The 12613-nt window shown below is 39.1% G+C and carries 10 protein-coding genes; 4 read left to right on the top strand and 6 right to left on the bottom strand.

What is annotated here, in order from left to right; genetic code table 11:
* Nucleotides 1-46: 46 nt before the first annotated feature.
* Nucleotides 47-2089, bottom strand: a complete 2043-nt coding sequence (locus tag ISP07_RS00445) for an ATP-binding protein (protein WP_209326466.1) — start codon at nucleotides 2087-2089, stop codon at nucleotides 47-49.
* A gap of 334 nt (nucleotides 2090-2423) precedes the next feature.
* On the opposite strand from ISP07_RS00445, the gene ISP07_RS00440 reads away from it, so the two are divergent.
* Both ISP07_RS00440 and ISP07_RS00435 read left to right on the top strand, forming a co-directional pair.
* The gene (locus tag ISP07_RS00440) at nucleotides 2424-4019 is read left to right on the top strand and encodes a hypothetical protein (protein ID WP_209326465.1); all 1596 of its coding nucleotides are present in this window, start codon (nucleotides 2424-2426) and stop codon (nucleotides 4017-4019) included.
* A gap of 150 nt (nucleotides 4020-4169) precedes the next feature.
* Nucleotides 4170-5765: a hypothetical protein gene (locus ISP07_RS00435; protein ID WP_209326464.1), complete on the top strand. Its 1596-nt coding sequence runs from the start codon at nucleotides 4170-4172 to the stop codon at nucleotides 5763-5765.
* A gap of 74 nt (nucleotides 5766-5839) precedes the next feature.
* Here ISP07_RS00435 and ISP07_RS00430 read toward each other — a convergent pair whose 3' ends face one another.
* The 4 genes from ISP07_RS00430 to nadK form a co-directional block, all read right to left on the bottom strand.
* The gene (locus ISP07_RS00430) at nucleotides 5840-6238 is read right to left on the bottom strand and encodes a hypothetical protein (RefSeq protein WP_209326463.1); all 399 of its coding nucleotides are present in this window, start codon (nucleotides 6236-6238) and stop codon (nucleotides 5840-5842) included.
* Nucleotides 6239-6296: 58 nt separating this feature from the next.
* Nucleotides 6297-7970, bottom strand: coding sequence for a DNA repair protein RecN (gene recN / locus ISP07_RS00425; RefSeq protein WP_209326462.1), 1674 nt, complete (start codon nucleotides 7968-7970; stop codon nucleotides 6297-6299).
* A 68-nt stretch (nucleotides 7971-8038) separates the two neighbouring features.
* Nucleotides 8039-8602 carry a hypothetical protein gene (locus tag ISP07_RS00420; RefSeq protein WP_209326461.1) on the bottom strand — a complete coding sequence of 188 codons (564 nt, stop codon included), beginning with the start codon at nucleotides 8600-8602 and terminating at the stop codon, nucleotides 8039-8041.
* Between the two features lie 95 nt (nucleotides 8603-8697).
* Nucleotides 8698-9582 (bottom strand): NAD(+) kinase, encoded by an 885-nt coding sequence (gene nadK, locus ISP07_RS00415; RefSeq protein ID WP_166340406.1) that lies wholly within the window; start codon nucleotides 9580-9582, stop codon nucleotides 8698-8700.
* 120 nt (nucleotides 9583-9702) lie between these two features.
* Here nadK and ISP07_RS00410 point away from each other — a divergent pair, with 120 nt between their 5' ends.
* Both ISP07_RS00410 and grpE read left to right on the top strand, forming a co-directional pair.
* Nucleotides 9703-10647, top strand: a complete 945-nt coding sequence (locus tag ISP07_RS00410) for an HrcA family transcriptional regulator (protein WP_209326460.1) — start codon at nucleotides 9703-9705, stop codon at nucleotides 10645-10647.
* A 58-nt stretch (nucleotides 10648-10705) separates the two neighbouring features.
* A complete protein-coding gene (gene grpE / locus ISP07_RS00405; protein ID WP_054551515.1) occupies nucleotides 10706-11314 on the top strand; it encodes a nucleotide exchange factor GrpE in 609 nt (202 codons plus the stop codon).
* Nucleotides 11315-11341: 27 nt separating this feature from the next.
* Here the strand turns inward: grpE and ISP07_RS00400 are convergent, their stop codons facing one another.
* Entirely contained in the window at nucleotides 11342-12541 is a 1200-nt protein-coding gene (locus ISP07_RS00400; protein ID WP_209326459.1) for a Bcr/CflA family efflux MFS transporter, read from the bottom strand.
* Nucleotides 12542-12613: the final 72 nt, after the last annotated feature.

Below are 12613 nucleotides of genomic sequence, written 5' to 3'. Positions count from 1 at the left end.
TATTATGCTATTTAAGCAATAAAATATGGTGGAAAAATGGAGAAGCTTATTTATTGCTTAAAGGCAGTAAAATTCGGATACATAATCCACCCGACTTACCCGGTAATGCACTGATACTGCCAGACATTAATTCGACAAAACTCTGGCAAATTGATAGCCCCAAACCTGAGCCTCCTGATGCGCGGCTTCGAGATTCTTCAACACGATATAAACGGTCAAAGAGTTTGCCTATATGGGCTTTACCTACACCCGGAGAAGTATCATCGACTTGAATAAACAGCTCTTGCTTGTTAGTTCTCACTTTGAGCCGAACATGACCAGGGCTGTCGGTATATAGGCAGGCATTAGTAAAAATATTATTAAGGATCTGATCGAGCTTTTGTTTATCTACCGTGATCTCTACATCTTTAGCAATAATAATGTCTGAAAAAAATGTCAGGTGGTGGCTGCGAACATAATGACGCATGTCTTGCTCGTACTCAGCAAAGACATTTGCAGCATTTAAGCGTTGGAGATTTAGCGCGAGAGTCTTGTTTTCTGCTTGAGATAACTGATACACATCTGAAATTAGGTTGTTAAGTTGCGCTATTTTGCCATTAATTTTGCTATAGGCTAGATCGCGGTTTTCTTGAATATCGAGCTCAAGTGCTTCTATATGCAGTTTTAATACGCTTAAAGGGGTGCGTAATTCATGGGATATATCAGCAAGCATTTTGTCTTTTTCAAGCAGGTTATATTGATAAAGTTTTGCTTTAAATAACGCTTTTCGATGCTTGAAGTAATAGAGCACGAGCGCAAGAGTCGTGAACAACAAAACAATACCCGCAGACAATAACCAAATCTGTTTTTCTAGTCGTTGGTTATTCATTTGTGCAGTAGTGAGCTTATTTTTTTGCACTTCATCATCAATACGTTGCTGTTGCTCGATTGCTGTTAATTGCTTTTTGTTTTTTTCAACGGCTTGATTTAAATGTTCTTCAAACAAAGACTCGGCTAGTTTATTTTCAAGCTTCAATTGCTCAGTTGCGAGTTTGTAGTCACCGATAAGTTCGGCATAAACTGCGGTGTAGCCATGCAGCTTTTTATTTAGTAACCGATTATCAATTCCTTCGATAAGTTCTTTTGAACGACTTAAATAGAGGTCAATCAATTGTGAGTTCTTAAGTGGCAGGTGGAGTTCAATTAAATTGAAATATGAATATATTTGACTCAATGCTGAGCCAGATTTAAGTGCTGCTCTGAGGCCTGAATCTGCACTACTTAAAGCCATATGTTTATTTTCGAGCTTTAAATATAGTTGCATTAGCGTATGCTTTGCTGTTGCCATTCCTTCATAAGCATTTAAATCAGCTAAGCGTGAGTAGGCATTTTTTAATAAGGGTAAAGCTTGCTCATAGTCACCACGTTTATAAACTAACTTTGCCAACTGTAAGCTGGTATCTGCAATGTTTATTTGATTTTTTGTCTTAATATCAAACTCAAGTGCTTTTTTGTAGAAGTATTCAGACTGAGCAAGATCATCTAGGCGATGAGAAAGGTTTGCTAAATTATAAAAATTGGTGGCGATTAACTCATTATCTTTACTGCCAATTAAAAGCTTTTGTGCTTTTAATTGCTGAAACATAGACTGGTCTAGATCATTCAACGTGTCATATAGGGTACCCAGATTACTATGGCTTTGTGCCTGTTTGTTTTTATCCTTTAACTCGTAAGCTAGTTTGAGTGCTGCCATATAATGCTGCTGAGCTTGGGTCGTTTTAACTTGACGTCTGTAATTGATACCAAGCTCTTTTTGGATTTGATAATGCTCTTCTTTGGACAACTCAGCAATATGCTGTAAAGGTAAGAGTAACTCTATTGCAGCCTCGTATTGCCCTTGTTTTCTTAATATGGGGGCTTTTATCAAATCAATCGTTGATTTTGCGACAGGCGTGCTATTGCTTTGTAGTTGTTCAATTAACAATAGTGCTTTTTTTAGGTTTCCTTTCTGCTCTAAGGCAAATATTTCTTCTATCTGCGGTATGTGATCTGTATTAGCCATACAAGGAAGAGAAAGAAGAGCAAGGATTAAAGTTACAGTTAGCTTCATTAAGTATTTCGGTGACCAAGTTTGCCGTTATGCTACTGAGAAAATGTGTGGAAAATATGGAGCTGTAAGAATATTAAAACATTGAGAATATAGAAAATCAGAAGTTATTAGCCATTGCCAATACTAAAGTGTGTTTTACATAATTGGTGCTAATTGTTATGTCTGTTTTTATAATAAATAGAGACAAATCAGTAATTTCTGATTGTGTTTGAACTGTAGCGAAATAAAATTATTGCGTACAAAATTTAAACGTAATGGCCTGATGCTAAAGCAGTAATTTAATTATTTTTATTAATTATTTTAGTTAGTCGGCCTAATTTTTAGGTGTAATAATATGAAAAAATCGCTACTTTCAGTTCTTGCAATCACAAGTGCTTTATCTACAAATGTAGTCGCTAATGAATGTACGGGTGAGTTGTATGGAATTAATTCTGGTCGCGGCCATCTAGGCATTGTTTTTTCTTTAAATGAGCAAGAGCAAACAGCCGCTATTCACTCAAAAGCAAAGTTTTCTTCTGCTGCTATGGCCTATGATAGTGCAAGGGATCGCTTATATTATGTTTCAGCTCCTCGACCGCTAACTTACAAACTTGATCCTAGTGATTTGAACTTATCTGAAGATGAGTTAAAAGATCTGCCAATTAAGGGGGCTAAATACAAATATACTCAGCTTGCTTATGTTGATATGGCAACTGGTGAACACACAGTAGTTTCTCGATCTAATCCAATGACTCGACTGGCTTATGACGCTAATACTGACATGATGTATGGCTCTAAAGGAAGCAAGTTATATACTGTTGATCCTGTATCAGGTAAAACTACATTACTTGGTAACTTAACTGGCTATGGCGACAGCTCAGATATTTTGCGCGGCGACATGGTTTTTAAAGATGGCCAGCTATTTTTGATCAGTGCTACGAGTATTTTTTCCGTTAATTTGAACACATTGGAGTTAACGAAAAAATCAGAGCATGGCTTAATTGCTGTTACAGGTGCTGCGCTTGATCAAAATGGTGAGCTATTAATTTCTAGAGAAATTATAAACGATCAAGGTCACTATAATACAACCAAGTTATATAAAGCATCGATTGAGACTGGCAAAACATGTGCAATGGGAACCTACCCGATGCGCATTAACGATTTGGCGCTAAATACAGCAAAACCAGTTGCTTGCTATGCTCAAGCTACATGTAGTGTAGAGCCAGACTCTTTTGTTGTTACAAGTATTGATATGCAAAGAAAAGCAACGTGGCAAAATTATACACTAAATGGTCACTTGATGGATAAACCACTTGCGAAGCTTTTAAGTACAGAAAACTTTGGTGAACAGGGAACTGTTTATAAAACAGTATCTGTAAATCATGATTTTGCAGCGGCAAATTCGATTACTGAAGCTGCGATAGATGCTTATGGCACCGATGTTTTCTTTATTGGTAGTTTCCACAAAAGCGACTTCACAGACAGCGAATTAAATGAAGCTTACAACTGGTCTAAAAAGCAGGGAAATGTTGTAATCATCGCAGCAGATTCTGATATGCCAGATGAAAAAGTATATGCTAAATGGGGCTATACAGTAACTCGCAATGGTTATGTTGATGGTCCAAATACACAAAACCCAGAAGGAGTGGGTAGTGCAGCTCAAGAGGCAATCTTTGCAGGACCATTTGGTGAAGTATCTCGCTTTTTCCAGTCTGGTGGCGCAAAAGGTTATTTCTCTGAAATGCCTTCAGGGACTCAAGTCTTAGCTGTAAATCAGGATGGCTTGCCTACAATTGTTTTAGATGCTGCAACAGGCGACATAATACTTGCTGATAGCGGTATGCTGACAACACAAAATAAAGAAGACAACTTTACTGATGGTACCGAGGTATCGAGCATGTCAGACCGTTTATTTATGAACTTAATTAATTATGCGAGTGAAATCGATTAATTGTAATTTTAGACGCTAATTGAAATCGCGAGGCTTGTGGCCTCGCGATTTTGTTTGTGAGTTTTATATCAATTTCGTTCAAAATTATAAGGAGGATAGTAATAAAGTTGAACAGGAAGTGAGTTATTTTTACATTGAAAGGAATTTAAAATGAAAAAGTTTTTATTATCTACAGTTAGCCTTTTAGGCTTAATACCTGCTGGCCTTAGCGCGTCTGAATGTACGGGTGAGTTATATGGAATCAACTCAGGGAGAGGGAGCTCGGGCTTCGTTTTTTCTTTAGATGAGCAAGCGCAAACGGCTAACATTCATTCTGCTGCAAAGTTCTCATCCGCAGCAATGGCTTTTGATAGCTATCGAAATAGACTCTATTATGTTTCAGCCCCAAGACCTTTAACTTATAAACTGGATACGAGTGTTCTCAACTTATCAGATGAAGAGTTAAATGATCTGCCTATAAAAGCCGACAAGTATCGATTTACACAACTCGCCTATGTTGATATGTCTACAGGCAAACACACTGTAGTGGCACGTACTAACCCTATGACCCGTCTTGCTTATGACCCTAACAAAGACGTTATTTATGGCTCTAAAGGGAGTAAGCTTTACCAGGTTGCTATTGATTCAGGTGAAACTCAGTTCTTAGGCAATATGAAGGGCTACGATAGTAGTTCAGATATTCTGCGTGGCGACATGGTTGTTAAAAATGGTGAGGTTTACCTCATCTCTGCCACAAGCATTTTTTTATTGGATCCGGAAACACTGGAGTTAACAAAAAAATCTGAACATGGTTTAACGACGGTAACAGGTGCTGCTCTAAATCAAAATGACGAATTGGTAATTTCCCGTGAAGTCATTAATGATCAAGGTAATTTTAATATTACTAAATTATATAAAGCATCAATCGAAACGGGTAAAACATGCACATTGGGGACATACCCAGTGCGAATAAACGATTTAGCACTAAATACTCTAAAGCCTGTTGCATGTTATGCGCAGCCTACTTGTAGTACAGGAGTAGAGTCGCTTGTAATTACGAGTATTGATAAGCAAAGAAAGGCACGATGGCAAAACTACACATTAAACGCTTACTTGTTTGATTTACCGATGGCTAAACTTGCAAGTCCAGAAAATTTTGGTGAAAGTGGGGTTGTAGCTAAATCAGTATCGGTTAATCATGATTTTGCGGCATCAGGCTCAATTACTCAGGAAGCGATTGAAAGCTATAACACTGATATCTTCTTTATGGGTAGTTTTTACAACAGTGATTTTACTGAAACAGAAATTACAGAGCTATATAATTGGTCAGAGAAGAAAGGAAATGTTGTCATCATAGCATCAGATTCCGATATGACTGACGAGAAGGTGTATTCAAAGTGGGGTTATACAGTAACCAGAGAAGGCTACAAAGATGGACCAAATACCCAAAACCCAGAAGGTTTAAACTCTCAAATACAACAAGCTATATTTGCAGGTCCTTTTGGAGAGGTTACACGCTTTTATCAGGCCGGTGGTTCAAAGGGGTACTTCTCAGTAATGCCAGAAGAAAGCCAAGTGTTAGCTGTCAATCCAGATGGCTTACCGACAGTGGTTTTTGACTTGAAATCGGGTGATATATTACTCGCAGATAATGCAATTATTAACTCTCAAAATAAAGTTGGTAATTATACCAATGGTACCGGAGTTAGTAGTATGACAGACCGTTTATTTATGAATTTGATATATTTAGCTAGCGAAATCGAATAACGCTAATCAGCAAATAAGAACTAAAATCGCGAAACGTGCTGTTTCGCGATTTTTTTGCAGCCAAAGTATTTTCATTACCAGCAACTAGTAAGTGTATTTTTTACCCGGTTAGTGTGTTGTTTAACCAATAAATAATTAATGCCAACAAGCAATGAATGACTACCTGCAAACACAACTAACCATGATGAAAGCTCAGCTGTTAGATGATTAACCATTATCAGGCTAGCTAACATGATGACCAATGAATAATTTAATACTGTTTGTAATAATTGCTTAAATCTTAAGTGCTTCCAGCGACTCCATAGAACCAGCAACAATGTAGTCGCGGGTAAGACAAACAAAATACATTTAAATAAAGCAACGACTAACTGCGTATCGTTATAGGGTGGCTCAATCACTGCGCCAAACGAATGCCCTGAGTTAAGCGTTATTAAGGCAAGACCCAAAGCTGTAAGTATATTTTTATTTTTCATTTATAAACTCTATACCATCAAATTCATTAACAATCTAAGTTTCATAGCTAAAAATGGGTTATGCATGTGCGCTTATAAGCTCTTTGGCATTTGCTCTAGCCATTTTACTGATATTGTCACCGGCAAGTAGTCGGGCAATTTCATCAATACGGCCTTCTTTAGATAGCTTATTCATTTGAGTGTAGGTTTCTCCGTTTGCAATTTCTTTAGCTACAAAAAATTGCTGATGTCCAGAGCTTGCAACCTGCGGCAAGTGAGTTACACAAATAACTTGAGTTGATTTACCTAATTGGCGTAAAAGCTTGCCAACTGCAGAAGCGGTTGGTCCAGAAATACCCACATCTACTTCATCGAAAATAAGAGTCGGCGTTGTAACACGCTGAGCAATAATGACCTGAATAGCTAAACTAATTCGCGATAACTCACCACCAGAAGCCACTTTAGACAGTGCTTGTAACGGTTGACCTGGGTTGGTAGATACTAAAAACGACACCGTATCAAAACCCATTGCACTTGGCGCTTTATCGCTAGTTTGTTGAATATCAATCGCAAACCTGCCGTTTTCCATTGATAAGTTAGCCATGCTATCACTAATTAATTGATTAAGCGTATCTGCGTATTTATGGCGGCTTTCACTTAACAGTTTTGCTGCTTGTTTATATTGCTCAAGGGCATTGTTAATTTCGCTTTCGAGAGCAACAAGGCGGTCGCTGTTATAACTAATTGATGCTAACTCTTCTGCGATTGACTGATGAAATTCTACCAGCTCTTCTGGTTTTATATGATGTTTACGGGCAAGGTCCATAGCACCTGTTAAACGCGTTTCAACTTCGTCTAAGCGGGCAGGGTCTAAATCAGTTACATCAACATAGCTGCGTATCTCGCGGCTAGCTTCTTCAACTTGAACGGCAGCTTCACTCAATAATGATGCTATGCTAGATAAGCTTTCATCGTAGCTTGCCAGCTCTGTAAATTGTTGGGCGCTATGTTGCAGCAATGAACACGCACTTTGCTCATCACTTTCGTATAAGTGTTGTAGCTCACGTTGGCATGACTCTAAAATAGTCTGGCTATGGCTTAGTTTATGATGCTCAGCTTCAATCTCTTCAAACTCACCCGGTTGCAGGGCAAATTCATCAAGTTCAGCTACTTGATACTCTAGTAATTGCTTTTGAGCTGCTTGTTGCTGCTGTTGTTGTTCAAGTTGATTAAATTCTTTAATTAATGCTTGGTAGGCTTTAAAGCGCTCTTTAACATCAGCTAATAGCTGGTTGTGGCCGGCATAGGCATCAAGCAGGTGCAACTGATGTTCAGCTTTTAATAAATGCTGATGGGCATGTTGCCCGTGAATAGAAATTAAATACTGACCTATCTCTTTTAATTGTGCAGCGGTAACTGAGCTGCCATTAATATAGCTCTTGCTGCGGCCATTTTTGCAAATAACACGGCGTAGTAAACATTCGCCTTCACTGTTTGAGAGTAAATGTTGCTCTAAAAAGTGCTGGGCAAGAGGGAGTTGGCTAATATCAAATTGTGCACAAATTTCTGCACGTTCCGTACCTGGGCGAACAGCACCTGCATCTGCACGCTCGCCTAAACATAATGACAGGGCATCAATTGCAATTGATTTACCCGCACCCGTTTCACCTGTAATAGCTGTCATACCATTGTGCCACTCAGTACTTAAATTACTTACAATGGCAAAGTTTTTAATTTCTAACCCGATTAACATACTGTTTATCCATCCAGTCAATTAACTGTTAATTTATACAGTGTTTTCGGTTTTTGCAAATTAAATTTTTAAGCTTTGCTTAATTCTGGCAGTTGATTTTCTTGGACTGATTCATTTGCAGCTTGCGTGCTCTGGGCTAGCGGCTGATCGTCCTGTAAATCGGTGGGGGGCTGATATTTAATTACTTCAATCAGCGATGGTAAGGCTTCTTGATAAAACGCTTTATTGTACTCGATGCCGTTGTAAGGCAATTCAGCTATAAAATACTGTAACCTGTCAGCGAGCTGATCAATTTCCTCAGGGCTTTGCGCTTTACTGGCTTCCATTATGATTGTGTTGATAAGCAAATCGCTAATGAATTCGAGGTAAGTGAGATTTTCTTCATTGTGCGCTTGCACTACAAAGTAATTGCTGGTGATCATATTTAGGCGCGAAATATTCTTAGGGCGGATAATTTTGCCTTCGCTAAAATCAATTAATTTATTTTTAAAGTCATTATTGATTTCTTTGACTCGTTGATTAAAACGTTTTTTTTCAGCTTCAATAGCTTTACGACGATTGCTCTCAACCACCCAGTAACAACCTAGTAAGGTGATAAGTAATAATAGAGCAAGAAAAACGATATAACTCATTTCGCCTTAGAATCCTTTAAAAAATACAGCTTTTAGTCTTATTATTTTGCGCTAATCAATACGCCTTGGCAATTAGCTTGAGATAAAAAAGCCACTTAAAATAAGCGGCTTCCCCAATTTAATTTTTTTCTTAATACATTGTAGTAAGAGTATTCCTTTGGATGAATCAAACGTAGACGCTTGTCTGCTTTTTTAATCACTACTTCGTCACCAGGTAATACAGCTAAAACTACGTGACTATCACAGCTGACTTGTAGGCTGTCGGTATTTTCGAGGCTAAGCTTTAAACGTACTTCATTGTCAGCGTCAACCACAAGAGGACGGCTTGATAATGTGTGCGGGAACATAGGAACTAATGAAATCGCATTCAGCTCAGGGGTTAAAATAGGCCCGCCGCCAGATAATGAATAAGCTGTTGAGCCAGTTGGTGTTGAAACGATTAATCCATCAGAGCGTTGAGAGAATACAAAGTCGTTATTAATAAAGGCCTCAAACTCGATCATATGCGCAACTTTATCAGCATGAAGTACCGCTTCATTCACTGCCAAGTTTGCACTTTTGAGTTCGGCGTGACGATATACTTCAACTTCAAGCAAGAAGCGTTTTTCCTCAAGGAACTGGCCACTTAACACTTGTTCTAGGCTCGCTTCAAAACCTTCTGGGTTTAAATCGGTTAAAAAGCCTAAATTACCACGGTTTACACCAATCACAGCGACATCAAAACGCGCTAATACTCGAGCTGCGCCAAGCATATTGCCATCACCACCGACGACTATGGCTAAGTCTGCTCGTTCACCTAAATCTACCAATTTAACTAGGTTTTCTTGAGGAAGGTCTTCAAGTTGACGTCCAGTGCGCTGTTCCACTAGCACTTCGAAACCCAAGGCTCGCAAAAATGTGTGCAGGCGAGCAAGTGTGGCAGCTGCCCCGCTGTGATTAGGTTTGCCAATTAAACCTATGGTTTTAAACGGTGAATCCATGTTATTTGCACTTAAACTTTCATATCGATAGATTACATTAAAAATTAATGCTTTGAAAATAACTTGAAATAAACTTGCTGCGCCCAAATATCCACTGGCAAGAAGCAAGATGTATGAATTATGAAATTAAATCCGCGCGACCAACAAATTTTTTCAGCTGTGATGAGCCTTTACTGTAACGGGGAAGGTCAGCCTGTAGCCTCAACTCGTATTGCCAAACAAAAAGGCATGGCGGTATGTTCAGCTACAGTGCGTAATGCTATGGCACGGCTAGAAAAAGTGGGCTTACTCTATTCGCCGCATACTTCTGCTGGCCGCGTACCAACCAATGCCGGTTTTGATTATTGGCTTACTGAGTTTTTTGCTCTACCTGAAATCGCACCATATTGGCAGCCTGAGCAAGCACAATTAGTCGAGCTAGCCCATGGTTTGAGTCAGCGCTATAAAGTGTGTTGTTGTGTAGGCTTACCTCAAGTCAGCTCGCAGTTGGTCTTTCGAGTAGAGGTGCTTGATTTTGATGGTAGCAATTGGTTAATTTTACTAATAGATAGAGCAGGGCAAAGCCATAACATTTGCATTACCAAACCTGAAGATTCATCTGATGCCGTTCGTTACCAGTTTGCTACTTGGCTTAATACCGTGTTTAGTCAGCAAACCTTAATGGAAGGCTTATATCGTATGCAGGCAATGGCAGGCACGGCACCAAATAATTGCCATGACTCACTAACACAATGGACTCGGCAATTAAGCCAAAAGCTTGGTTCAGACAACAGTATTGTGGTCGGTGAAAATTACCTTTACCGCCAAGTTGATTGTCAAACCAGTTTAAATATAGGTGTATCGTTTTTAAATTTTGTTGAAGATAAACTTGCATTTAAAAATGGTTTATCGGTATTAAACACAGAACAATTGCCATTTACAGATTGTAATGAGTTGATGGTGATCAGCGTTCCTTATTTTAATAACCATGAATACCAGAGCCGATTTTGCGTAATTTGTCCAAAATCAGCGCAAATAGAAGCAATCATCCAAGAATTTAAGTTAATCGGCTCATCAGCCTCTTGAATCTTTTAATTCAATCCCCATAATTACCGCAGTTGTAAAGAATTGGAGCATGTAAGCTATGTCTGAGCAGACAAAATCACCAGAGCAAGAAGTTGAACTAAACGAAGAATTTGAACAAATGCAAGCTGAAGTAGAAGCTGCAGAAAAAGCAGCTGAACAAGTTGACGGCGAAGAAATGAGCCCTGAAGCTGAAATCGCTTTACTACACAGCGAATTAGAAGCGGCTAAACAAACGATTAACGATCAAAAAGACAGTGTTGTTCGTGCTGCTGCAGATGTTGAGAACATGCGTCGTCGTGCCGCTCAAGATGTAGAAAAAGCGCATAAGTTTGCACTTGAAAAGTTTGCTAACGAATTATTACCAGTTATCGATAACCTAGAGCGCGCAATTGAGTTTTCTGATAAAGAAAATGAGCAGCTTAAACCTGTGCTTGAAGGTATCGAAATGACTGTTAAGAGCTTTAATGATGCGGTATCAAAATTCGGTGTTGAAATTGTTAACCCACAGGGTGAGCAATTTAACCCTGAATTCCATCAAGCAATGTCAATTCAACCAAGCAATGATGTAGCACCTAATACTGTTCTTGCAGTAATGCAAAAAGGTTATACATTAAATGGCCGTTTATTACGCCCTGCAATGGTTATGGTATCAAAAGAAGCTGAATAAGCTTTAAAGAAAATAAAAAAATGCCTGTTAATTACAGGCATTTTTTTTGTCCAATTTTCGATGCCAAAGCTGCACGAGTAAAATAAGTATCAGTGCGCTGAACATCATCGCAGAAAATGGAATAGCACTTTGTGGGTGAACAAATGCAAGAATAGGCCCAACGAGAGCGCCACTGCCGAATCTCAGGGTACCAATAACAGCTGTTGCAGTGCCTGATTTTTCCTCAAATTGCATCAGTATCAATGAGTCCGCATTACTCGCTATAATACCTAAGCTCATCATCAGTGGTGCGATGCTTGCTACGATAAAATACAGTGATAAATGCATCACACTGAATAATAACAATGCCCCACCAGACACAAAGCCAATGCTAAGGCCAATAAATAACAGTTTACGAGAACCCAAGCGCGGCACTAAACGTGTATTCATAAAGTTACCGAACATTAAAGCCAACACGTTAAAGGCGAATAACACACCGAACAATTGCTCATCTACTTTGAAGAAATCGAGATATACATAAGGTACCGATGTTAAAAAACAAAAGAATGCGAATGAGGCAAACATGGAACTGGCAATATCGGCAAGGGCACTGCGGCGTGAAAATACCGTTTTATAGCTATTAAAGAACAATGCCAAGCCACGTTGCTGACTCTTAAAGATTGGAATATCGATTAAATGAATTTGCACCAAGGCTAAAATAGCGAAACTGTAGGCCGCCAATGCAATAAAAATAACCTGCCATGTCGAAATGCCCATGATCAATGAGCCTAGAGTAGGAGCAATTAACGGGGCAACCATCATGATCATCGAGACATAAGACATGCCTTTGGCTGTGTTCTCTCGGTAAATGTGGCGAATAATACCCGGCACTACAACGGTTGCAGCAGCGCCAGTGAATGCTTGGACCGCTCTTAAAGACCAAAATAATTCGATGTTAGTACAAAATGCCAGTGCTAATGAGCTGATACCAAATAGTGCTAAGCCCACCTTCGCGAGTAATCGTCTGCCAAGCTCATCAGCAATCGGGCCAAAAAATAGCATACCAAGGGCGTAACCCGCTAAATAAATGCTGAGCGATATTTGCACATTTGGCATGGTTGTTTGCAAATCGTTGGCAATCACCAACATCGCCGGTAAATATAAATCAATTGCTAAAGGCGTAATCGCGACAATACTTGCCAGTAAAGGTAATAAAATGCGTTTATTTAAAGTCTCAGGGGAAGGCATTGTGTACTCATTCATCAAACATTAGGTCACTATTGTAGCAGTGTGAGTCATTGTGGTGAACTTAGTTTGCCT

This window comes from Pseudoalteromonas sp. PA2MD11, assembly GCF_017808125.1.
Taxonomy (GTDB): domain Bacteria; phylum Pseudomonadota; class Gammaproteobacteria; order Enterobacterales; family Alteromonadaceae; genus Pseudoalteromonas; species Pseudoalteromonas simplex.
This window is presented reverse-complemented; position numbering and strand designations above follow the sequence as displayed.

What these genes read in the sequence shown, in the direction of transcription:
- ISP07_RS00445 (WP_209326466.1), bottom strand. Translation starts at nt 2,089, where the DNA reads ATGAAGCTAACTGTAACTTTAATCCTTGCTCTTCTTTCTCTTCCTTGT.
- ISP07_RS00420 (WP_209326461.1), bottom strand. Translation starts at nt 8,602, where the DNA reads ATGAGTTATATCGTTTTTCTTGCTCTATTATTACTTATCACCTTACTA.
- ISP07_RS00440 (WP_209326465.1), top strand. Translation starts at nt 2,424, where the DNA reads ATGAAAAAATCGCTACTTTCAGTTCTTGCAATCACAAGTGCTTTATCT.
- ISP07_RS00410 (WP_209326460.1), top strand. Translation starts at nt 9,703, where the DNA reads ATGAAATTAAATCCGCGCGACCAACAAATTTTTTCAGCTGTGATGAGC.
- ISP07_RS00435 (WP_209326464.1), top strand. Translation starts at nt 4,170, where the DNA reads ATGAAAAAGTTTTTATTATCTACAGTTAGCCTTTTAGGCTTAATACCT.
- nadK (WP_166340406.1), bottom strand. Translation starts at nt 9,582, where the DNA reads ATGGATTCACCGTTTAAAACCATAGGTTTAATTGGCAAACCTAATCAC.
- ISP07_RS00400 (WP_209326459.1), bottom strand. Translation starts at nt 12,541, where the DNA reads ATGCCTTCCCCTGAGACTTTAAATAAACGCATTTTATTACCTTTACTG.
- ISP07_RS00430 (WP_209326463.1), bottom strand. Translation starts at nt 6,238, where the DNA reads ATGAAAAATAAAAATATACTTACAGCTTTGGGTCTTGCCTTAATAACG.
- recN (WP_209326462.1), bottom strand. Translation starts at nt 7,970, where the DNA reads ATGTTAATCGGGTTAGAAATTAAAAACTTTGCCATTGTAAGTAATTTA.
- grpE (WP_054551515.1), top strand. Translation starts at nt 10,706, where the DNA reads ATGTCTGAGCAGACAAAATCACCAGAGCAAGAAGTTGAACTAAACGAA.